The 21,428-nt window shown below is 73.2% G+C and carries 20 protein-coding genes and 1 pseudogene; 8 read left to right on the forward strand and 13 right to left on the reverse strand.

Translation table 11 applies throughout. The features are described from left to right. Nucleotides 1-49: 49 nt before the first annotated feature. Entirely contained in the window at nt 50-1,204 is a 1,155-nt protein-coding gene (locus tag VA596_RS17450) for a site-2 protease family protein (protein ID WP_323328351.1), read from the reverse strand. 264 nt (nt 1,205-1,468) lie between these two features. Between VA596_RS17450 and VA596_RS17455 the strand changes: the two genes are divergently transcribed. The 3 genes from VA596_RS17455 to VA596_RS17465 all read left to right on the forward strand — a co-directional run bounded on the left by VA596_RS17455 (nt 1,469) and on the right by VA596_RS17465 (nt 4,177). Next, nucleotides 1,469-2,386 (forward strand): RecB family exonuclease, encoded by a 918-nt coding sequence (locus tag VA596_RS17455; RefSeq protein WP_323328353.1) that lies wholly within the window; start codon nt 1,469-1,471, stop codon nt 2,384-2,386. After that, nucleotides 2,386-3,177, forward strand: coding sequence for a thioesterase family protein (locus VA596_RS17460; protein ID WP_323328355.1), 792 nt, complete (start codon nt 2,386-2,388; stop codon nt 3,175-3,177). Before VA596_RS17455 ends, VA596_RS17460 begins: the two co-directional genes overlap by 1 nt. Nucleotides 3,178-3,241: 64 nt before the next feature. After that, nucleotides 3,242-4,177, forward strand: a complete 936-nt coding sequence (locus VA596_RS17465; protein ID WP_323328357.1) for a ParA family protein — start codon at nt 3,242-3,244, stop codon at nt 4,175-4,177. A gap of 63 nt (nt 4,178-4,240) precedes the next feature. On the opposite strand, the gene hisG is transcribed toward VA596_RS17465, so the two are convergent. The 6 genes and pseudogenes from hisG to VA596_RS17495 all read right to left on the reverse strand — a co-directional run. Next, nucleotides 4,241-5,086 carry an ATP phosphoribosyltransferase gene (hisG, locus tag VA596_RS17470; RefSeq protein WP_323328359.1) on the reverse strand — a complete coding sequence of 282 codons (846 nt, stop codon included), beginning with the start codon at nt 5,084-5,086 and terminating at the stop codon, nt 4,241-4,243. 35 nt (nt 5,087-5,121) lie between these two features. Continuing rightward, complete coding sequence (locus tag VA596_RS17475) at nt 5,122-5,385, reverse strand: phosphoribosyl-ATP diphosphatase (protein WP_247023247.1); 264 nt, start codon at nt 5,383-5,385, stop codon at nt 5,122-5,124. A 113-nt stretch (nt 5,386-5,498) separates the two neighbouring features. Beyond that, nucleotides 5,499-5,990, reverse strand: a complete 492-nt coding sequence (locus tag VA596_RS17480; protein WP_323328362.1) for a methylated-DNA--[protein]-cysteine S-methyltransferase — start codon at nt 5,988-5,990, stop codon at nt 5,499-5,501. Nucleotides 5,991-6,010: 20 nt separating this feature from the next. After that, entirely contained in the window at nt 6,011-7,477 is a 1,467-nt protein-coding gene (locus VA596_RS17485; RefSeq protein ID WP_323328365.1) for an AlkA N-terminal domain-containing protein, read from the reverse strand. A gap of 58 nt (nt 7,478-7,535) precedes the next feature. After that, nucleotides 7,536-8,198 (reverse strand): HAD family hydrolase, encoded by a 663-nt coding sequence (locus tag VA596_RS17490; RefSeq protein ID WP_323328367.1) that lies wholly within the window; start codon nt 8,196-8,198, stop codon nt 7,536-7,538. 22 nt (nt 8,199-8,220) lie between these two features. Beyond that, nucleotides 8,221-8,518, reverse strand: a pseudogene (locus tag VA596_RS17495) (hypothetical protein); the annotation flags it as partial. Nucleotides 8,519-8,776: 258 nt separating this feature from the next. Here VA596_RS17495 and VA596_RS17500 point away from each other — a divergent pair. Further along, nucleotides 8,777-9,688, forward strand: a complete 912-nt coding sequence (locus VA596_RS17500; protein WP_323328369.1) for a PAC2 family protein — start codon at nt 8,777-8,779, stop codon at nt 9,686-9,688. A 1-nt stretch (nt 9,689) separates the two neighbouring features. Here the strand turns inward: VA596_RS17500 and VA596_RS17505 are convergent, their stop codons facing one another. Continuing rightward, nucleotides 9,690-10,637 (reverse strand): phosphotriesterase family protein, encoded by a 948-nt coding sequence (locus VA596_RS17505; protein WP_323328370.1) that lies wholly within the window; start codon nt 10,635-10,637, stop codon nt 9,690-9,692. Nucleotides 10,638-10,674: 37 nt separating this feature from the next. On the opposite strand from VA596_RS17505, the gene VA596_RS17510 reads away from it, so the two are divergent. Continuing rightward, the gene (locus VA596_RS17510; RefSeq protein WP_323328372.1) at nt 10,675-11,226 is read left to right on the forward strand and encodes a CGNR zinc finger domain-containing protein; all 552 of its coding nucleotides are present in this window, start codon (nt 10,675-10,677) and stop codon (nt 11,224-11,226) included. Nucleotides 11,227-11,558: 332 nt separating this feature from the next. Here the strand turns inward: VA596_RS17510 and VA596_RS17515 are convergent, their stop codons facing one another. The 3 genes from VA596_RS17515 to VA596_RS17525 are packed head-to-tail and all read right to left on the reverse strand — an operon-like array spanning nt 11,559 to nt 14,214. Further along, nucleotides 11,559-12,392: a metallophosphoesterase family protein gene (locus VA596_RS17515; protein WP_323328374.1), complete on the reverse strand. Its 834-nt coding sequence runs from the start codon at nt 12,390-12,392 to the stop codon at nt 11,559-11,561. Further along, complete coding sequence (locus VA596_RS17520; RefSeq protein WP_323328376.1) at nt 12,356-13,630, reverse strand: MFS transporter; 1,275 nt, start codon at nt 13,628-13,630, stop codon at nt 12,356-12,358. The genes VA596_RS17515 and VA596_RS17520 overlap by 37 nt, the downstream gene beginning before the upstream one ends. Then, nucleotides 13,627-14,214, reverse strand: coding sequence for an ArsR/SmtB family transcription factor (locus tag VA596_RS17525; protein WP_323328378.1), 588 nt, complete (start codon nt 14,212-14,214; stop codon nt 13,627-13,629). The genes VA596_RS17520 and VA596_RS17525 overlap by 4 nt, the downstream gene beginning before the upstream one ends. A 145-nt stretch (nt 14,215-14,359) precedes the next feature. On the opposite strand from VA596_RS17525, the gene VA596_RS17530 reads away from it, so the two are divergent. Next, nucleotides 14,360-14,836: a MarR family winged helix-turn-helix transcriptional regulator gene (locus VA596_RS17530; RefSeq protein WP_323328876.1), complete on the forward strand. Its 477-nt coding sequence runs from the start codon at nt 14,360-14,362 to the stop codon at nt 14,834-14,836. Between the two features lie 157 nt (nt 14,837-14,993). Further along, nucleotides 14,994-16,628 carry an ABC-F family ATP-binding cassette domain-containing protein gene (locus VA596_RS17535; protein ID WP_323328380.1) on the forward strand — a complete coding sequence of 545 codons (1,635 nt, stop codon included), beginning with the start codon at nt 14,994-14,996 and terminating at the stop codon, nt 16,626-16,628. Nucleotides 16,629-16,698: 70 nt separating this feature from the next. On the opposite strand, the gene mshC is transcribed toward VA596_RS17535, so the two are convergent. Together mshC and VA596_RS17545 are read right to left on the reverse strand one after the other, a co-directional pair. Further along, nucleotides 16,699-17,937, reverse strand: coding sequence for a cysteine--1-D-myo-inosityl 2-amino-2-deoxy-alpha-D-glucopyranoside ligase (mshC, locus tag VA596_RS17540; RefSeq protein ID WP_323328382.1), 1,239 nt, complete (start codon nt 17,935-17,937; stop codon nt 16,699-16,701). A 70-nt stretch (nt 17,938-18,007) separates the two neighbouring features. Further along, nucleotides 18,008-18,766, reverse strand: a complete 759-nt coding sequence (locus VA596_RS17545) for a MerR family transcriptional regulator (protein ID WP_323328384.1) — start codon at nt 18,764-18,766, stop codon at nt 18,008-18,010. A 125-nt stretch (nt 18,767-18,891) separates the two neighbouring features. Here VA596_RS17545 and VA596_RS17550 point away from each other — a divergent pair, with 125 nt between their 5' ends. After that, nucleotides 18,892-21,006: a tetratricopeptide repeat protein gene (locus VA596_RS17550; protein WP_323328386.1), complete on the forward strand. Its 2,115-nt coding sequence runs from the start codon at nt 18,892-18,894 to the stop codon at nt 21,004-21,006. Nucleotides 21,007-21,428 lie beyond the last annotated feature (422 nt).

Genomic DNA, 21,428 nt, shown 5'->3' on the forward strand with positions numbered 1-21,428 from the left:
CCCGGAAACGACCGACGACAGATCTTCGCAGGCCGCCCGGGTCATGACCTCAGCGGGTGCGGCGGTTCAGGGCGGCCCGCAGGTCGTCCCGGCGCAGCACGCCCGCGGGGCGGCCCTCGTCGTCGACCACGAGGAACTGCCACGCCGGGGTCTCGCGGACCCGCTCGACGACCTCCTCCCCCGGTTCGGAGGCCAGCAGCACCGTCTCGGCCCGGATCGGCTCGGCCGCCAGCTCGGCCGGCGCGTGCGGCGAGGTGCTCGCCAGCCGTTCCGCCGCGCCTTCGTCCAGCAGGCCGGCCGCGACGCCGTCCGCGCGGACCAGCACCACGCCCCGGCCCGCCGACGCGGCCAGCGCGTCCGACACCGGGCTTTCGGCCGGCAGCTGCAGCACCGGCCGGACCAGCTCGCCCAGCACCAGGCCCTCGGGCCAGCCGCGGCGCCGTTCGGCGGCCAGTTCGGACCGCGCGCCCAGGATCACGAACCACGCCGTGACCACGCAGACGCCGAGTCGCAGCCAGCGATCGGGGCTGTCGGTCGCCAGGCCCCACAGCGCCCACACGAGCAGCCCCGCGGCCACCACCGCGCCACCGGCCACCGCGGCGCGGGTGCCCTTGGCTCGGGTGCCGGTGGCCGCCCAGACGCCGGCGCGGACCAGCCGCCCGCCGTCCAGGGGCAGTCCGGGCAGGAGGTTGAACACGCCGACCGCGAGGTTCGCCACCGCGCATTCGGCGACCAGCAGCCAGACCGCGCCGCCGGGCGGCACGGCGAACATCAGCAGCCCGCAGAACCCGCCCAGCACGAGCGACACGGCCGGACCCGCCGCGGCGACCAGGCCCTCGTCGCCGGGCCGTTTCGGGGTGCGGGCGACTTCGGACAGCCCACCCAGGAGGAACAGGCGCAGCCGCCGGACCGGAATGCCCAATCTCAACGCGACCAGACAGTGGCCGAGCTCGTGGAGGAGCACCGACAACCCCAGCAGCAGCGCGAACGCCGCGGCGAGCAGCCACGACATCAGCGGGGAGACGTCCGGGAGCAGCCGCCCGACCAGCGGCGCGTACAGCACGACGACGATCAGCGAGCCGATCCACCACGACGGCGCCAGCAGCACCGGGACACCGGCGACGCGGAACAGCACGAGACCACCGCCGTCCCCGAGGACGGCCTGCCGGGAGCCCCCGGTGCCCTGCTCACTGGTCGCGGCCATGCCGGAGAGCCTAGAGCCCCGGGTGTCAGGAGCGGGTGATCCGGCCCCGCCCGCGACCGGGTCGTGTCACCGGTCACCCCGACCGGACGACACGCGTACCCAGGAGGACGACACGCGTACCTGGACGGACGACACGACGCCCGTGGCCGTGTCGTCCGTCCAGGTACGCGTGTTCGCCGTCCAGGTACGCGTGTTCGCCATCCGGGTACCGGTGCGGGCGTTGCGGTCGCCGGAACTGTCGTACCCCGGCGTTACGCTCTGCCCATGCCCGACGCCGACACCGTCACCACGGACCCGCTCGTCCCCGTGCAAGCCGCGGACTCCGCCGTCGCCACGCAGGTGCGGCGGCGGCCCGCCCTGTCGCCGTCCCGGGCCAGTGACTTCAAGCAGTGCCCGCTGCTCTACCGGTTCCGCGCGGTCGACCGGCTGCCGGAGGTCCCGACCAAGGCCCAGCTGCGCGGCACGCTCGTCCACTCGGTACTCGAACGGCTCTTCGCGCTGCCCGCGGGCGAACGGGTGCCGCCGAAGGCGCGTGAGCTGCTGGGCCCGGCGTGGACCGAGCTGTCCGCCGACCGTCCGGAGTGGACCGAGCTGTTCGACGCCGAAAAGCCGGACGACCACGCGGAATGGCTGCGGTCGGCCGAAAAACTGCTGGACGCCTACTTCGGGCTCGAAGACCCGCGGCGGCTCGAACCGGAGGCCTGCGAGCTGCACGTCGAGATCGAGCTCGGCTCGGGCGTGCTGCTGCGCGGCTACATCGACCGGGTCGACGTCGCGCCGACCGGCGAGATCCGCGTCGTCGACTACAAGACCGGGGCCGCGCCGCGCGAAATCGGCGAGGCCAAGGCGATGTTCCAGATGAAGTTCTACGCCGTGGTGCTGTGGCGGCTGCGCGGGATCGTGCCGCGGCAGCTGAAGCTGATGTACCTGACCGACGGCCAGTCGCTGGCCTACACCCCCGACGAAGCCGAGCTGATCCGCTTCGAGCGGACGCTGGAAGCCATCTGGCAGGCCATCCTCAAGGCGGGCAAGACCGGCGACTTCCGGCCCAACAAGAGCAAGCTGTGCAACTGGTGCGACCACCAGGCGCACTGCCCCGAGTACGGCGGCACCCCGCCGGCCTACCCCGGCTGGCCGGAGCCCGACGCGGGCGAAGAGACGCCCCTGGACCGGGCCGACTGATGGCCGACGCGTTCTACGTCCCCCACGGCGAGGGCCGGTTCACCGCGACCGCGCACACGGCCGGGCCGTGGTCCCCGGACTCCCAGCACTTCGGGCCGCCGTCGGCACTGCTGGTGCGGGCGCTCGAAAACGTCGAACAGCGGCACCCGGCCGAACTCGCTCGGGTGACCGTGGAGATCCTCGGCCCGGCGCCGGTCACCGAGCTGACGGTCCGCGCCCGGGTGGAGCGGCCCGGCCGGTCGGTCGAGCTGCTGCAGGCCGAGCTGGCCTCGGCCGAGCGGGGCGTCGCGCGGGCCTCGGCGTGGCGCATCGCGACGTCGGACACGGCGGAGGTGAGCACCGACGGCGGCCCGCTGCTGCCGGCGCCGGACACCGTCACCGAGTCGGCGTGGCCGGAGGGCTGGAACGGCGGCTACCTCGACGCGCTGGAGTGGCGCGCCGTCCGCGGCGCGATGGACGTGCCCGGCCCGGCCGCGGTGTGGGCCCGCCAGCGCGTCCCGCTGGTCGACGGCGAGGAGCCGAGCGGGCTGCAGCGCCTGTTCGCGGTCGCCGACTCCGGCAACGGCGTGTCCAACTACCTCGACCCGCGCCGGTGGTGGTTCATCAACTCCGAGCTCACCGTGCACCTGCGCCGGCCGCCCGCGGGCGAGTGGATCGGCCTCGACGCCGTCACGCTGGTCGGCAAGCACGGCGTCGGCACGGCGACGAGCATCCTGCACGACGCCGACGGCCCGGTGGCCACCGGCGCGCAGGCGCTGATGGTGCGCCCGCGACAGGCCGGGGGCGGATAGCCACCCAGAACGGGCCCGCATCCAATAACCTTCGCGGAACGACCGACATGAGGAGCGCTCCGGCATGCAGATCACCTCGGTGGTCAACCAGAAGGGCGGGGTCGGCAAGACCTCGCTGAGCGTCGGCACCGCGGCGGCCTTGGCCGAGCGCGGCCGGCGGGTGCTGCTGGTCGACCTCGACCCGCAGGGACACGCGACGACCGAGATGCTCGGCCTGGCCGAGATCCGCGGTGACGCGCCGACCCTGGCGAAAGCCCTGGCCAAGACGTGGAAGGGGCCGATCGAAGACCTCGTCGTGCCGCACCCGCGCAGCAACCTCGGCCGTGGCGGCGCGCTCGACGTCATCCCGACGTCACCGGGGATGTTCGACCTGATCCGGCGGCTCGACTCGTTCCGCGTGCCCGGCTGGCAGCTGGCCCGGGTCATCCAGTTCGCCAACTACGACCACTGCATCATCGACTGCCCGCCGGCGCTGGACGTGCTGACGAACAACGCGCTGGCGGCCTCGCACGGGATACTGGTCCCGGTGCAGCCGGACAAGACGTCCATCCGCGCGTTGCGGCTGCTGGCGGACCAGGTGCGCTACGTCGAGCAGACCGTCGGACGGCAGCCGCTGTCGTGGTTCGGGCTGGTCCCGAGCCTCTACCGGCGGCCGATCTCGCACTACGCGGCCGCGGCGCTGCAGGAGATGTACGAGTTCGGCATCCCGATGCTGTCGCACCTGCCGCTGGGCGTGGTGATGAACGAGGCGGCCGCGCACGGCGTCCCGGTGACGACGTACGCGCCGGAAACGCTGCAAGCCCTGTCGTTCCGCGAGATCGCCGGCACGCTGGACAGCTACCTGGAGCAGAACTCGGCGCCCGCGGTGGTCCCGGCCGACGAGGAGTTCGTCTTCGAGGACTTCATCTCCGAGGTCGCGGTGGCACGCAACAACAACGACAACGGCGCCCGCAAGGGCCTCTACGACCTGCTGCCGAAGAAACCGCACCGCCCCCGCTGACCCCGTCGTGAGTGGTTGGGGCGGTTAGAACCGTCCCAACCACTCACGAGGGCCGCGGCAGGCTCAGAGGCGGCAGGACCGGATGTCGGACGCCAGGATGGCCTTCGCGCCCACCTCGGCGAGCTCGTCCATGACCCGGTTGACGTCCTTGCGCGACACCATCGCGCGCACGGCCACCCAGTCGTCGTCGGCGAGCGGGGCGACCGTCGGCGACTCCAGGCCGGGTGTGATGCCGATGGCGCGCTCGACGAGCGTCCGCGGGCAGTCGTAGTCCAGCATCAGGTACTGCTGCGCGAACACGACACCGCGCAGGCGCGCCGCGAGCTGGCTCTTCGCCTTGCTCTGCTCGGTGCCCTTCCGCTGCAGCAGCACGGCTTCCGAGACGCAGATCGGGTCGCCGAAGGCCACCAGGTTGTTCTGCCGCAGCGACCGGCCGGACTCGACGACGTCGGCGATCGCGTCCGCGACCCCGAGCTGGATCGAGATCTCGACCGCGCCGTCGAGGCGGATCACCTCGGCGGTGACGCCGTGGCGCGCGAGGTCGTCGCGCACCAGCCGCGGGTACGACGTCGCGAGCCGCTTGCCCTGCAGGTCGGCCGGCTTCCAGTCCTGGCCCGCCGGGGCGGCGTAGCGGAACGTCGAGCCGCCGAAGCCGAGCGCCTGGAGCTCCTCGACCGGCGCGCCGGAGTCGAGCGCGAGGTCGCGGCCGGTGATGCCGAGGTCCAGGTCGCCGGAGCCGACGTAGATCGCGATGTCCTTGGGGCGCAGGAAGAAGAACTCGACCTCGTTGATCGGGTCCAGCACGGTCAGGTCGCGCTGCTCATGCCGCTTCCGGTAGCCCGCCTCGCCGAGCATCTCCGTCGCCGCTGCGGCGAGGGCTCCCTTGTTCGGCACGGCAACACGCAGCATTTCGCTTCTCTCCTCGTTCAGCGGTGGACCACCCGTCACAGGTAGCGGTAGACGTCCTCGGTCGACAGGCCACGGCCGAGCATCAGCACCTGCACCCGGTACAGCAGCTGGGAGATCTCCTCGGCGAGGCGGTCGTCGGACTCGTGCTCGGCGGCGATCCACACCTCGCCGGCTTCCTCCAGCACCTTCTTGCCCTGGGCGTGCACTCCCGCGTCGAGGGCGACGACGGTGCCGGACCCGTCGGGACGGGAACGCGCGCGCTCGGCAAGCTCCGCGAACAGCTCATCGAAGGTCTTCACGGTCTGCAGATCCTTCCATCCCGGCCGGGCCGGTGGCGCCCCGGGCCGGTGCGGGTGCCGCCGATGTCACACCTTCGTGGACGCCGCCTCCCGAGGAGTGGGATCCGTCGAGGTCAGAAGCGCGTTTCGTGCTCCTGTTCGAAGTCGAGGAGGTAGCGCTTGCGCTCGATGCCGCCGCCGTAGCCGGTCAGCGAGCCGTTGGCCCCGACCACCCGGTGGCACGGCACGATGATGCCGATCGGGTTCTTGCCGTTGGCCAGCCCGACCGCGCGCGACGCCGACGGCTTGCCCAGCCGGTCGGCCAGCTCGCCGTAGGAAGTCGTGGTGCCGTAAGGGATCTTCCGCAGCTCGGCCCAGACCAGCTGCTGGAACGGCGTGCCGACGAACGTCAGCGGCACCTCGAACTCGTGGCGCTGCCCGGCGAAGTACTCCTTCAGCTCGGTCTCGGCGCGCGCGAAGATCCCGGCGCCCGGATCGGCCTCGCCGAAGGTGAGTTCGTCCGGCCGGTGCCGCTGCTGGACCATGTACAGCCCGCAGAGCGCGTCGCCTTGGGCGACGAGGGTGAGCGGGCCGAAGGGGCTGTCCACGACAGCGTGGGAACGCATGATTCTCCTGTCGAACGGGGTCAGGCGGCGGGCATGCGGTTGATGGCGTGGTCGCCGGTGGCCCACAGGTGCTGGGTGGCGTACGCGCGCCACGGGCGCCAGGCCGCGGAGCGGCTGACGATCGCGGCCTGGCCGCCGAGGCCGAGGGTCTCCGCCGCGTACTTGATGCCGAGGTCGGTGGGCAGGAACGCGTCCGGGTCGCCCAGCGCGCGCATCGCGATGCTCTCGACGGTCCACGGCCCGAAGCCGGGTAACGCGCTCAACGCGGCCCGGGTCCCGGCCCAGTCGCTGCCCGCGCCGAGGTCGAGGCCGCCGCCGGCCAGGGCGTCCACCAGGCCCAGCAGCGTGCGACGGCGGCTGCGCGGCATGGCGAGCGTCTCCGGGTCGAGCCCGGCCAGCGCCTCGGGTGACGGGAAGAGGTGCGTCAGACCGCCCTCGGGGTCCTCGACCGGGGTGCCGTGCGCGACGACGAGCCGGGCGGCGTGCGTCCGCGCGGCGGCGGTCGACACCTGCTGCCCCAGCACCGCCCGCACAGCGAACTCGGCGCCGTCCACCGTGCGCGGCACGCGGCGGCCCGGCGCGGCCGCCACCAGCGGGGCGAGCAGCGGGTCGGTGGCGAGCTGGTCGTCCACGGCCACCGGGTCCGCGTCCAGGTCGAGCAGGCGGCGGCAGCGGCTGGTGGCGGCGGGCAGGTCACGCAGGTCGGTCAGGGTGAGCCGACAGGCGATGTGGCCGTCTTCGGGCCGCAGCGCGACGACGCCGTGGCCGTGCGGCAGCCGCATCGTCCGGCGGTAGGCGCCGTCCCGCCACTCCTCCACGCCCGGCACGCCGGTGGCCACCAGGTGCCCGAACAGGTTGTCCGGGCACAGCGGCCTGCGGTAGGGCAGCCGCAGCGGGATCGCCCCGGCGGCTGCCGAAGGCTTGCCCTTCGCGCGGGCGCGCAGCTCGGTCGGCGACAGGGCGAACACCGCGCGGACGGTGTCGTTGAACGTCCGGATGCTGCCGAACCCGGCCGCGAGCGCCAGTTCGGTCATCGGCAGGGTGGTCGTCTCGATGAGCGTCCGCGCGGTCTGCGCGCGCTGGGCCCGCGCCACCGCCAGCGGCCCGGCGCCGAGTTCCGCGAACACCTGGCGCTCGATCTGCCGGACGCTGTACCCGAGCCGGTCGGCGAGGCCGCGCACGCCCTCGGTGTCGACGACGCCGTCGGCGATCAACCGCATCGCCCGCGCGACCAGGTCCGCGCGCTCGTTCCACAGCGGCGAGCCCGGGCTCGCGTCCGGGCGGCAGCGCTTGCACGCCCGGAAACCGGCCTGCTGGGCGGCCGCGGCGCTGGGGTAGAAGCGCATGTTCCGCCGTTTCGGCGGCACCCCCGGGCAGCTGGGCCGGCAGTAGATCCGGGTCGTCACGACGGCCGTGTAGAACCACCCGTCGAACCGGGCGTCCTTGCTCAGGACGGCCCGCACGCACCCCTCGAAGTCTTCGTGCACCACCCCAGCATCACCGAGCCCGCGGGCCGCGGCTAGCGGAAAAGCGACATGGTCGTGCTCAGCCCAGCAGGGCCGCCAGCGCCGGCACGTCGACGCCGACGAGCGTGTCCCGGAAGACGCGCCGCTCCCCCGGCTCGACCTCGACGTCGTTCGGGATCACCAGCACCGTGCAGCCCGCGGCCACCGCGGACGCCGTCCCGGGCGGCGAATCCTCGACCGCGACACAGCGTTCCGGGGCGACACCGAGCAGTTCGGCGGCCTTGAGGTACGGGCGCGGGTGCGGCTTGTTGTGGCCCTCGACCTCGTCGCCGCACACCGTGACGTCGAAGAACTCGCGGCCGATCGTGTTGAGCGCCAGGTCGGTCAGGTCCCGCTCGGTGGAGGTGACCAGGGCCGAGCGCAGGCCCGCCGCGCGCACCGCGGCCAGCACCTCGCGGGCGCCCGGGCGCCACGGCAGCGCGTCGTCGAACAGCCCGGCCGTGCGGCGGCGGATCAGCGTCCCGGTCTCGGCGACCGCCTCGCGCGTCACGGCGCGGCCCGCGACCTCGAGCAGGCACGCGGAGGTGTCGTCCATGTTCGACCCGACGAGCGTCATCCGGGTCTCTTCCGACAGCTTGCCGCCGAGGGCTTCCGCCGTCTCGTAGAGCGCGACGTCCCACAGCTTCTCGGAATCGACCAGTGTTCCGTCCATGTCGAACAACACGGCGTCGAGACCGTCCACAGTGGATCCCCTCCGAGGGTCGGGTGGTGAAGTGGTTGGCTTCGGGGTGGTGGCAGACCTCGAGATCGGGACAGGCGCCACAGCCCGGTGAGAACCGTGCTCCACGGTAGCCGAGCGCGAAGAACTCCTCGACGTCCTCGGGGTCCTCTGAGGCGACCGCCACACCGCCGCGGAAGGTCAGCTCCTGCCGGATGCGGCGGTGCCAGTACCCGGCGAGCGCCTCGGTCAGCTCGTTCGCATGGTCGGCCCATGGTCACGACGGTGAACGGGACCACGTCGACCTCGCCCGACTCCCGTGGTCGGTAGAAGGCCCGCCAACATTCGCCCCGAAAGTGTTGGATTCGACCGCGTCCGCCCCGGCCTCCGGAAACCCCGGTGGACCGGACGGGTGACGTTGAGGACCTCGTTGCAGTCCTCGAGGCCCACGAAATCGTCCAGGCTCAGGTCGTGGGCCTGCGGGGCCGTGCCCATCGCCCCGCCGGCCACCGGCGCCCGGGCGGCCAGGGCGTCGGCGAACTGCGACGACAGGCGGTCGGACATGCTGAACAGCCCACGGCCGGTGGTCGTAGGCTGGTCCGGTGAGTGAGCCCGTCGACGAGACCCCGCGGCCGCCTGGCGACCGCCCCGAACCCTCCCGGCCCTTGATGGTGGTCGCCTTCGAAGGCTGGAACGATGCAGGTGACGCGGCCAGCCGCGCCGTGGAGCACCTGCAGCTCAACTGGGACGCCACACCACTGGCCGAGCTGGAACCGGACGACTACTACGACTTCCAGGTCAGCAGGCCCACGGTCCGGATGGTCGACGGCGTCACCCGCCGCGTCGACTGGCCGACGACGACGTTGTCGGTGTGCCGCCCCGACGGGTTCGACCGCGACGTGGTGCTCGTGCAGGGCCCCGAGCCGAACATGCGCTGGCGTGCCTTCTGCGCCGAGCTGCTCGAACACATCCAGCAGCTGGACGTCGCCACGGTCGTGACGCTCGGCGCGCTGCTCGCCGACACCGCGCACACCCGGCCGGTCCCGGTCACCGGGACGGCGTACGACAAGGACACCGCGTCCCTGTACGGGCTCGACCTGAACAACTACCAGGGCCCGACCGGCATCGTCGGGATCCTGCAGGACTACTGCGTCCAGGCCGGCATCCCGGCCGTCTCGATCTGGGCCGCGGTGCCGCACTACGTGTCGCACCCGCCGTCCCCGAAGGCGACGCTCGCGCTGCTGCACAAGCTGGAGGACATCCTCGACGTCGAGATCCCGCTGGGCGCGCTGCCGGAGCAGGCCGAGGAGTGGCAGCGCACGGTCAGCGAGATGGCCGACGAGGACGAAGAGATCAGTGAGTACGTCCGCGGTCTCGAAGAGCGCGGCGATGCGCAGAGCGAGGTCGAGCCCGAGGAGGTCAGCGGCGACAAGATCGCCGCCGAGTTCGAGCGCTACCTACGCCGCCGCGGTCGTGGCGGCAACGGGGGCCAGGAAGGCTTCGGCCTCCGCTGAGCTACTCGGTCCAGCTGGTGGCGAACGCCCGGGCGGGGTTCGCCACCAGCATGGCCGTGACGACGTCGCCGCCGAGCAGCTTGGTGAGCCGCGGCGCGAGCGTCGTGAGCAGGTAGGGCGCACCCGGGCCGCCGCCGGTGACCATCCGGGCCGCGGCCGTCGTGGTGTCGCCACCCAGCAGGATCTGCCCGCCGTGGCCCGCCTCGACGAGCGCCTCGAGGCCGTCGAAGAGCCGCCAGTCGGTGGCGTGGTTGGCCCGGGACGGGCCGTCGAACCCCAGGAACACGCCGGTCTCGGCGATCTCCCGCTGGAGCCGGGCGTCCGGGTTGCGGTTGAGGTGCCCGAGGATCACCCGATCCGGCGAAACGCCGAGCTGGTCGCACAGCAGGTGGACCGTCTCGAGCGCTGCCGTGCCGAGCTCCAGGTGCACGGCGATGGTGGCACCGGTCTCCTCGTGGGCGACCGCGGCGGCGGTCATGGTCAGCCGGGCGTGGGGGTCGATCACGTGGAACGCCCCGGCGACCTTGATCAGGCCGGCGCGCGGTCCGGTGCGCGGCTCGTCGGGCAGGTCGGCGGGCTGGGTACCTTCGGTCAGGTCGGCGACGAACACCTTCACGAGGTCGTCGACCACGCGATGGAGGATCGCGGGCGCGTAGTGCTCCGCCCGGTGGAGGCCGGTGGCCGCGACCACGTGCACCCCGATCTCCCGCGATATCCAGGCGAGTTCCCGGGTCCGGCGGGTGAGGCCGTACGGCGTCCACTGGACCAGCGCCGCCCCGCCGGCGGCCTTGAAGTGCAGCAGCTCCTCGATCGCCGCGGTCGGGTCGTCCAGCTCCTGGCCCGGTAGCAGCTTCGAGGCGAAGAAGAGGTGGTCGTGGGAGTTCGTGACGCCCAGCTCGGCCGGGTCGATGTCACCCAGCACCGTCCGTACCTGCGGTTCCCCAGTCATGCCGCCACTGTAACGCCTTACCCGTTACACTGCCAAGGTGCCTGACGACCTCGCCTTCCGCTTCGACAGCGGCGCCCCCTGGCTGGACCTGCTCGCGACGCGCGGCCGCCACTTCGGCGCGAACCCGGTCGAGCGCATGCCGACCCTCGACCGGCTGGCCGAGTGGCTAGCCCAGGTCGAGCTGGCGCCGCTGGCCCGGATCACCGACGCCGACCTCGACGCAGCACACCGACTACGCGAGGCGCTACGAGAACTGGCGCTCGGCGCGGTCGACGGCGTCGCGCCGCGGGCGGACCAGGTCCGGGCGCTGACGGTGTTCTTCCGCGCCGAGCCGGTGCACCTGGCCGCGCTCGACCGGCTCCACCGCAGCGCCCCGGCGACGGTGACGGATGCGTTGAGCAGGCTCGCGCTGCAGGCGGCCGACTGGCTCACCGGCCCCCTGCGTGACGACCTGCGAGTCTGCCCCGAGCAGGACTGCCGGGGCGTGTTCGCCGACCCGGGCGGCCGACGCCGCTGGTGCCCATCCCCGGCGTGCGCCAGCCGCGGCCGGGTCCGCGCCCTCCGCGAACGCCGCCGCGCCGACTCCTGACGGGAACGCTGGATCATGACCGCGGCCCGCGCGCGTGCCCACGGCCCCTGAGCGACAATCGGCACCACCGCAGCATCGGCACAGCGCCGCTCGCCGGCGCGGCGATCCGCGCGGCCATCGCGATCGAGCTGCGCACAACCGCAGCCCCGGAAATCCTGGCCGCGCCGGTCCCGGCGCGGCCAACCGGACATCGCCCACCGAAGCCCCACGACGGCCCAGCCCAACCGGGTGACGCAACGATCCGGAGACCGTAACTCCGCAACACTTTCACGGCGAAAGTGACGCGCAGGACGTGACTCCGCCGCACTTTCCCGGCGAAAGTGCGACTCAGGTCAGGAGGGCCAGAGGATGCGGCGCATCGGCACCGCGCCCCGCGCGCGCTTGCGCCACTCGCGCGGGTAGCCCAGGGAGACCTCTTCGAAGCGGACGCCGTCGGCCTCCGTGGTGCGCGGGATGTGCAGGTGGCCGTACACGGCGATCTCGGCGCGGTAGCGCAGGTGCCAGTCCTCGGTCTTCGTCGAGCCGCACCACAGGGCGAACTCCGGCCAGTACAGCGGCTCGGTCGGGTGCCGGTGCAGCGGCCAGTGCGACATCAGGATCGTGCCGTGGTCCTCGGGGATCGCGTCGAGGCGCTCGGTGCTGATCTTCAGCCGGTCCTCGCACCAGGCCTGGCGGCTGGGGTACGGGTCCGGGTACAGGAAGTACTCGTCGGTGCAGACCACGCCCGCCTCGCGGGCCTGGCGCAACGCCTCCTCCAGGGACTTGCCCTCGGCGGCGGGGGTCCGCCAGCTGTAGTCGTAGAGCAGGAACAGCGGCGCGATCGTCAGCGGGCGCGGACCGTGCGTCCAGACCGGGAACTCGTCCTCGGGAGTGAGCACGCCGATCTCGCGGCACTGCTCGACGAGGTACTCGTAGCGCGCCTGGCCGCGCAGCTGGCAGTCGTCGTTCTTCGTGGTCCACAGCTCGTGGTTGCCCGGCACCCAGACGACCTTCGCGAACCGCTCGCGCAGCGTCTTGAGCGTCCCGATCGTGGCTTCCGCCTGCTCGGCGACGTCGCCGGCGACGAGCAGCCAGTCTTCCGGGGTTTCGGGGACGACGGCGTCGAGGATCGGGCCGTTGCCCTCGTGGGTCACGTGGAGGTCGCTGGTGGCGAAGAGGTGCGGCACCCCTCCACCGTAACCACCGCGGTCTCGGGAACGTCCTGGATCCCGCGGATCCGGCCGGTTTTCCGCACGAGCACCAGTGCTCCGGCGACGACGTAGACGCCGGCCTGCACGTTGAGCAGCACTTCGGGCCCGGTGGCGGCGACGAGCGTCCCGGACAGCAGCGCCCCCACGGTGGAGAAGATCGCCATGCCGGCGAACGCCGTGCTCAGCACCCGGCCCGCCCGCTCCGGCGGCACCGCGCTCTGGATCTCCGAGAGCAATCCCGCGCCGACGACCACGCCGGGCGCGCCGACCAGCGCGAACAGGCCGACGTAGACGCCCAGCGCCGTCGTCGCCAGCGCCAGGTTCCAGATCACCGCCGACAGCAGCCCCAGCGCGATCGCGCCCCAGCCGAGCAGCGCGGCCGGCGCCACCCGGCGCGCCACCGTGGCCAGGGCGAACCCGGCGGCCAGCCCGCCGACCGCCTGGACGCCCCGCAGCAGGCCCGCGTCGGCCTCGCTGCCGCCGAGCACGTCCAGGACGTAGACCACGAACAGGACCAGGAACATGCCCTGGGCCAGTGAGGTCAACGCCAGGGCGAGCCCGGTCCGCCACAACCGCCGGTTGTGCGTCAGCTCGCGGAGGCCGTCCAGCCAGGCCCGCACCACCGGTTCGCGCGCCGCCACGGGCGCCGGGGCGTTGACCCGGCGGAACGGCTTCGCCAGCAAAGCCGCGGCAACAGCCAGGACGGCGAGGTAACCGGTGATGACGTCCACGAGCCCGCCGAAGCCCAGCAACGCGCCGCCGGCCCAGCCCCCGGCCAGCCGGGCGACGCTGCCGTTGACGCCCATCAGGCCGTTCGCGCCGGTGACCTCCTCGACGCCGACCAGCTCCGGCACCAGGGCGTTGCGCGCGGGCTCGAACACCGACGCGAGCGCCGCCTGCCCGGCCATCACCGCGTACACGACCCCGATCCCCGGTTCGCCCAGCAACGGCAGCGCCACGACGGCGAGCCCGCAGCAGACGCCGAACAGCACCGCGCGCCGGTTCCAGCGGTCGGCGACCACCCCGGCGACCGGGCTGAGCAGCACCGCGGGCAGCAGGCCGAGCACGATGCTCAGCGCCGTCGTCGCCGCGGAGCCGGTGCGCTGGAAGACGTAGACCGGCAGCGCGACCTGCAGCATCCACTCGGCCGTCTCGCCGAAGAACGCGGCCACCCAAAGCCGCGCGAACGCGGGTACCCCCAGCAGCTGCTTCATCCTTCCGCCTTTCCTGTGTGGTCGATGCGCGGGAACGCCCGCAGGCCGACGTGCACCGAGCGGGCGTCGGCGGGCGTGTCCGTCCGTATCGGGGTGATGTAGGGCCGGACCAGGGCGTCGATCGCCTCGGTCAGCCGGGTCAGCTCCGCCGGCGTGACGCGCAGCGTGTACGTGCTCAGCCCGGCCGCCGCCCGCCAGGCCGGGTCGAGGCTGTCGAGCGAGTCCAGGTAGCGCTGGGTCAGCTCCTGCTCGTGGCCCAGCGTCGCGCCGACCATGCCGAGCTGGGCGGCCCGGTGCGCCGGGTCGTCGGCCAGCTCCCCCATCTCGAGCCCGACCTGCCGGGCACGCCACGGCCGCTCTCGGCCGTCCTCGGCGTCGGACCGCTCGACGAGGCCGTACTGCGCGAGCTGCCGCAGGTGCCAGCTGCAGTTGGACGCGGTCGAGCCGACGGCCTCCGCGCACTCGCTCGCGGTGCGCGGGCCGACGGCCGTGAGGTGGTTCAGCAGCGCCGACCGCAGCGGGTGCGCCAGCGCCCGCAGCAGTTCGACGTCCTCGATCCGCTTGCGCGGAGGCAGCTCGGCCATCGGTCCCCTACCTGAAAGAGTTGTTTCGAAAGTTCTCTTTCATAGTTGGTCCCGCCTGCGGGTTTGTCAACCGGCTCCGCTATCGTTCGCCGGGCAGCGGCTGCGCCAGGCAGTGACTGCGTCGTCACTTCACCTTGGATGGATGTTGCCCGACCAGCGCGAACTCGCTACCGCCGCCGCTCTCGCCCTCCCCCGGTTCGTGGGTTCTACCGCGCTCTTCCACGCCGCGGTCGCCGAGCGGATGGCCGTGACCCCCACCGAGCTGCACTGCCTGCACCTGCTCCACGGCGGCGTCAGTGACTCCCCGACCGAGCTGGCCCGGCTGCTCGGCGTGACCACCGGCGCGTTCACCCGGCTGCTCGACCGGATGGAGCTGCACCGGCTCGCCGAGCGCGCGCCCGACCCCGCCGACCGGCGCCGGCTCGTCGTCCGGCCCCTGCCGGACCGGATGGCCGAGCTCGCCGAGCTGTACGCGCCGATGGCCCGGTTCGTCGGCGAGCGGCTCGCCCGCCTGGACCGGCGCCAGCTCACCGCCCTGCTCGGGTTCCTCACCGACGGCACCACCGCGGCAGAACAGGCGGCCGCACACGTGCCAGATGTGACCCACGTCATATCGAGTTGACTAACTCTACAGTCGTTGCGTTAACCTGGCTCCACTATGAGGAACTGAACCGCGCCCATCCCGCTTCCGAGGCGGCACCCGGTCGAGCCGACGCTCCCGCGTGCCACGACGCCCGGCGGGATTTCCGCTTCTTCTCATCCGGGCCCGGTGATCGCGCATGTCTAGTCTCGTTTTCCCCTTGCAGGCCAAGGACGTCGTCTTCGGCTACGGCACCCGCGTGGTGCTCGACGGCGTCTCGCTGACCGCGTCCGCCGGGCAGCGCCTCGGCCTGGTCGGCGAGAACGGCACCGGCAAGTCCACCCTGCTGCGCCTGCTCGCCGGGCTCGAAGAACCCCGCTCCGGCGAGGTGCTTCGCGGCCCGGACGTCGGGTTCCTGCTGCAGGAGCTGCCGTTTCCGCTGGACGCGACGTTCGCCGACGTCGTCGACGGCGCGCTCGCCGAGATCCGCGCCGCCACCATCCGGCTCGACGAGCTGACCACGGCGATGACCGAACGGCCCGACGACGCGGCCGTGCTCGACGAGTACGGCCGGGTCCTGGAGTGGGCGCAGGCCCACGACCTCTGGGACGCCGACCGCCGCGCGAAGCTCGTCTGCGACGGGCTGGGCCTCGGCGGGATCGAGCCGGACCGGCCGCTGGGCACGATGTCCGGCGGGCAGCGCTCCCGGCTCGGGCTGGCCGCGCTGCTGATCCGGCGTCCGGAGACCCTGCTGCTGGACGAGCCGACCAACCACCTCGACGACGCCGGGATGGAGTTCCTGGAACGCCACCTCGCGGAGCTGACCGGGATCGTCGTGCTGTCCTCGCACGACCGAGTCTTCCTCGACGCGGTGTGCACGGACATCGTCGACCTCGACCCGGCCGCGGCCGACCGCCAGGCCGGCGGCGCGGTCCGGTACGGCGGCAGCTACAGCGACTACCTCGGGCACAAGAAGGCCGAGCGCGCCCGCTGGGAACAGCGCTTCGCCGAAGAACAGGAGGAGCTGAAGGAACTGCGCGAGACGGTCGCCGTCACCGCGCGGAACGTCGCCTACGGCCGGGCGCCGCGGGACAACGACAAGTTCATCCACCACTTCAAGGGCGCCCGCGTCCAGAAGACGATCTCGCGGCGGGTGCGCGACGCCGAGCAGCGGCTCGAGAACCTGGAGCGCGACCAGGTGCGCAAACCCCCGGCGCCCCTGCGGTTCCGGGCGCCGCTCACCGGCCGTTCGGCGGGCGACGGCCCGGCGATCTCGGTGCGGGAGCTGGAAGTCCCGGGCCGGCTGCACCTGCCGCGGCTCGACGTCGACGGCTCGGCCCGACTGCTCGTCACCGGCGGGAACGGTGCCGGGAAGTCGACGCTCCTGTCCGTCCTCGCGGGACGGTTGTCCCCCGCGGGCGGGACGGTCCACTTCGGACACGGGGTGCGGGTCGGCCTGCTGGAGCAGGACGTCGTGTTCCCGGACCCGGCGCGGTCGGCGCACCAGGTGTACCGGGACGCGCTCGGCGAGGAGGCTCCCCCGCTGAGCCGCCTGGGCCTGCTGGCGTCCCGCGACCTGAAGCAACCCGTCGGAGCGCTTTCGGTGGGCCAGCGCCGCCGGCTGGCGCTGGCGGTACTGCTCGCCGAGCCGCCGGACGTGCTGCTGCTGGACGAGCCGACGAACCACATTTCGCTGACCCTGGCGGAAGAGCTGTTCGCCGCCCTGGACACGGCCCCGGGCGCGGTCGTCATCGCGTCCCACGACCGCTGGCTGCGCCGCGACTGGACCGGCGACCACCTGGCCCTAGCCGCCGGCCACCCCGCCGCGGTATAGGTCGTTATACACCGTCCGTGAATGTCGCATTGAGGGACTCTGAGTCCCTCAATGCGACATTCACGGCTTTTCAGAGTGTGATGCCCAGGAGGGCGTCGACCGCGATGCGGATCAGGCCCGGGGCCGTCGGGTCGGTGCCGTCACGGCGGAGGGCCTCGTTCGCCCACGCGTCGATCGCCGCGAGGGCCTTCGGCGTGTCGAGGTCGTCGGAGAGGTGGTCGCGCAGCCGCGTGATCGTGTCCTCGGCGGACGGGCCGGTCGCCAGCGAGACGGCCTCGCGCCAGCGCGCCAGCCGCGTCTCGGCGTCGGCCAGCAGGGAGTCCGTCCACGCGCGGTCGGCGCGGTAGTGACCGGCGAACAGAGCGAGCCGGATCGCGCCCGGGTCGACCTGGTCGGCGCGCAGCCGCGAGACGAACACCAGGTTCCCGCGGGACTTCGACATCTTCTCGCCGTCGAGGCCGATCATGCCCGCGTGGACGTAGTGGCGGGCGAACTGGCCGTCCTTGGCCACGGCCTCGGCGTGCGCCGCGCTGTACTCGTGGTGCGGGAAGATCAGGTCGGAGCCGCCGCCCTGGAGGTCGAAGCCGAGGCCGAGGCGGTTGACGGCGATCGCGCTGCACTCGATGTGCCAGCCCGGGCGGCCCGCGCCGAGCTCGGACTCCCACGACGGCTCACCCTCGCGGGCGACCCGCCACAGCAGCGCGTCCAGCGGGTGGCGCTTGCCGGCGCGGTCGGGGTCGCCGCCGCGCTCGGCGAAGAACTTGTTCATGGTCGGCTCGTCGTAGTTGGACTCGTAGCCGAACCGGCCGGTCGCGGTGTGGTCGAAGTACACGTCCGGGTACTCGGCGTCGTCGGCCCGGTACGCGCTGCCGTTGGCCAGCAGCTTCGCGATCACCTCGACGATCTCCGGGATGCTCTCCACCGCGCCGACGAACTGCTTCGGCGGCAGGACGCGCAGCGCGGTCATGTCCTCGCGGAACAGCGCCGTCTCGCGCATGCCCAGCACGACCCAGTCGTCCTGGTCCCGCTGGGCTCGCTCCAGCAGCGGCTCGTCGATGTCCGTGACGTTCTGCACGTAGTGGACGTCGTGCCCGTTGTCCCGCCAGATTCGGTTCACCAGGTCGAAGGCGAGGTACGTCGCGGCGTGCCCCAGGTGTGTCGCGTCGTAGGGCGTGATGCCGCAGACGTACATCCGGGCGGTGGCGCCGGGCGCGGTCGGGCGGACCTGCCCGGTGGCCGTGTCGTGGAGCCGCAGCGGGCGGGGGGTGCCGGGGATGCGGGGCACGTCGACCGATGACCAAGTCTGCATACCCTCGACTGTAAGCGTTCGCTCCGCCACCCTCCCGCCCGGTGGGACAGGTCCCCCACCTGGGGCAGTGCTAGCCCCGCCGCGCCGCGTTCGCCCTGATGGCGTCGCGGACGAACGCGCCGGCGCCCGGCCGCTGCTCGTCCTCGCGGACGAGGAAGCCCAGCTGGACCGGTTCGGTGACGTACAGCTCACCGATCCGCGCCTGCGTCTCGTACGAGCACTCCCCCATCACCCGGCCCAGCATCGCCCGGTGCTCCTCGGCCAGGTCCATCGCCTCGGCGCCGTCCGGCGCGCCTCCGGCGTCGAGGACCGCGTTCAGCCGGCCCACCCAGTCCTGCCGGACCGCCTCGCCCGCCGCCAGGTCCTCCTTGGACGGTGCCGCCGCGCCCTGCCACTCGGGGGTGTTCCCCCAGCGCTGCGCGGCTTCCTCCGCGTAACCGTCCGGCTCGGTGAACCCGCCGAACACCGCGAACTTCTCCTCGGGCGTCAACGCGTTGCCCATGGCTCTCGCCTCCATCACACGATCGACGGCCGCGACCATCCGCCCGAGCTCGCCCATCCGCGTCACCAGCAGCTCCCGCTGCCTCTTCAGGTGCGCGTCGGCGTCGATGCCCGGGTCGTCGACGAGGGTCGCAATCGTCTCGAGGGGAAACCCGAGCTCCCGGTAGAACAGGATGCGCTGCAACCGGTCGAGGTCCTCGTCGTCGTAGCTGCGGTACCCCGACGGCGTCCGCCCGCTCGGGCGGAGCAGGCCGATCTCGTCGTAGTGGTGCAGCGTCCGGACGGTGACCCCGGCCAGCGCGGCGACCTTGCCCACGGGATGCCCCATCGTTTCCCCTCCTCTGCGGCCCTGTGGCCCTTGCGGAGACCACGGTGGTGTCTCACGCTGCGTCAGGGTCAAGCGTCACCCTTCCGTAGCCGTCGCCCGGGCGCGAGCGCGGTTAACCTTGCTCGATGAAGGCCCTGGTCACGGCGCTCGCCGCCCTCGTCCGGCCGCGCCGGAACCGGGCGCCGGGGACGCAGGTCGTGCTGGGCCGGGTGCCGGCCGAGCCGTCACCGTACGTACGGCGTGACCGGCTCCTGGCGAAGATCGACGAGGCCTTCGACGAGGGCGGGTTCTGCGTCCTGCTCGGCGCGTGCGGGGCCGGGAAGACCCAGCTCGCCGCCGCGTACGCCCGCGCCGCCGCCGAAGCGTCCACTGTGGTCTGGGTCGCCGCCCCGGCGGACATCGTGCTGTCCTACGCCGAACTGGCCCGGCGGGCCGGCGTGGCGGGCTGCGTCGTCGACGCCGAGACGGCCGCGCGCGCCGCGCTGGCGTGGCTGGACGCCGCGGACCGGCCCGTCGTGGTCGTCGACGGCGCGACCGACCCCGACGTGCTCAACCAGTGGCTGCCCGCGCGGGCCCGCGTGCTGATCACGACGAGCGTGCCGGACTTCGAGGTCCTCGGCGGGACGGTCGCGGTGAGCGGGTTCGACGAGGCCGAGGCCGCCGAGTTCCTGGCCGCGCGGTCGGGCCGGGAAGACGGCGCCCTCGGGCTGGCCCGGGAGCTGGGCTGCTTGCCGCTCGCCCTGGCCCAGGCCAGCGGCGTGGTCAAGCGGCGGGGCACCGGCTTCGCGTCCTACGTCGAGAGCCTGCCGCACGCGTCGGTTTCCCTGCCGGAGCGGGAGCCGGGGTGCGTCGAGGACACCGTGCTGGAGGCGCTGCGGCTGGTCGTGGCCCGCGACGGGCGGGCCCGCGGCGTCGCGGAGTTCCTGGCGCTGCTCGCCCCCGGCGTCCGGCGGGACCGGGTGCACCGGCTGGGGCCCGACCCGGTCGCGGTGGACGCCGTCCTCGGGGCGCTGGCCGAGGCGTCGCTGATCGGCTTCGACGTCGGCGGCGAGACCGTCACCATGCACGACCTGACCCGGCGGGCCGTGCTCGGCCGGCTCCACGCGGAGGACCGCCTGGCGGCCGCGCTCGATCGGGCGTGCGCCGTGCTGGACGACTCCGATCCCGGCCTCGCCCGGCACGTGAGCGCGCTCTGGCCGCACTTCCGCGCGCTGCTCCCGGCGGAGGCGGCACCGCGGCTGGCGCGAATCATGCGGCTGCGGCGCCGGTCGGTGCGCGCCCTGACCGCGGCCGGAGCGTTCGCGCAGGCCCGCGCCCTCGGCCGGGAGGTGGTGGCCGACCACGACGCCTACCTGCCGCCCCGCCACCCCGGCACCGAACGGGCCGTGCGGGCGCTCCGGAGAGCGTGTCTCGCGAGCGAACGGGCCACCGAAGCCGTGACGCTGTCCGAGCGCGTCCTCGAACGGCGTGTGCGGGTGCTCGGTCCCGACGCCGAAGCCACCCTCGACGCGAGTGAGGCCCTGGGCATCGCCTGCGAGGGCGCCGGGCTGCTCGACCGCGCCCTCAAGGTGCACGAGACGAACCTCGACCACGCGGCGCGGGTCCTCGGCCCGGACCACCGCATCACGCTGCGCTCCCGCGCCAGCTTCGGCCGGACGCTCCGGTCCGCCGACTTGGCCGGGGTGGCCGTGCCGGTGTTCGAGGAGAACCTGCGGGAGCACGTCCGCGTGCACGGCGCGAGCCACCCGGCGACCCTCGCGGCGCGAGAGGACCTGGCCCGGACGTGTGCCCGCGCGGGCCGGGCGGCGGAGGCCATCACGCTGCACGCCCCCGATTCGCCGTGGCTGGCGGTGGCCTACCAGGAGGCGGGCCGTCCCGGCGACGCGATCCGCCTGCTGCGACGGCTGGGTTCCGAGCGCTCCGAGGATCTCGAAACCGTCCGGATCCGGCTGTTCCTGGCCCGGGCGCTGCTGGCGGACGGGCAGTCCGCGGAGGCCATGAGCCTGTTCGAACGCACGGTCCGGGACCGCACGAGACTGCTCGGCCCGGACCACACGGCCACCCTCAACGCCCGGCGCAACCTGGGTCTGGCGCAGGGCCCAGCCGGCCGGGAGACGCTCACCGCCGTCGCCGCCGACTACCGGCGGGTGCTGGGGCCGGCCCACCCGTACACCCGGCAGGCCGCGAAGGACCTTGCGGAGCTGCCGGAGCCGGGTCGGCGGCGCCGGGTGCGCAGGTAGGCGGCCACCACCGCCGCAGCGCCGGTCGCGGAGAAGCCTCCTCGCGACCTCGGGCCGCGCCCGGGCGCCCGCATCCGCCGAAACCGGCCCACCAGCCGCACTTCGCCATGCGGCAACGACGACCGAACAGCGGGCCGGCGCGCCGGCCAACAGCCGCGCGATACCGAGGCGCCCGCATCCGCCGAAGTCTGCCGACCTCACAACCGCCAAGTCGCCCTTCAGAGATCGCCCAGTATCACCGAACAGCGCTTCGGTTCTGCAGGTAACCACCGACCATCCCCGCGCCCAGGCCAACCCAGGTCCGGGCGACCCCCGCGGGTCATCCAGCCGCCGCAGCGCGGATCAGGTTGTGGCAGAGCACTGGCCTGGCACCCATAGCCCCCGAAACCGGCCCGCCAGCTCCGCAGTTACCAGGCGCCATT

It is taken from the genome of Amycolatopsis heterodermiae (genome assembly GCF_034929455.1).
GTDB classification, from domain to species: Bacteria; Actinomycetota; Actinomycetes; order Mycobacteriales; family Pseudonocardiaceae; genus Amycolatopsis; species Amycolatopsis heterodermiae.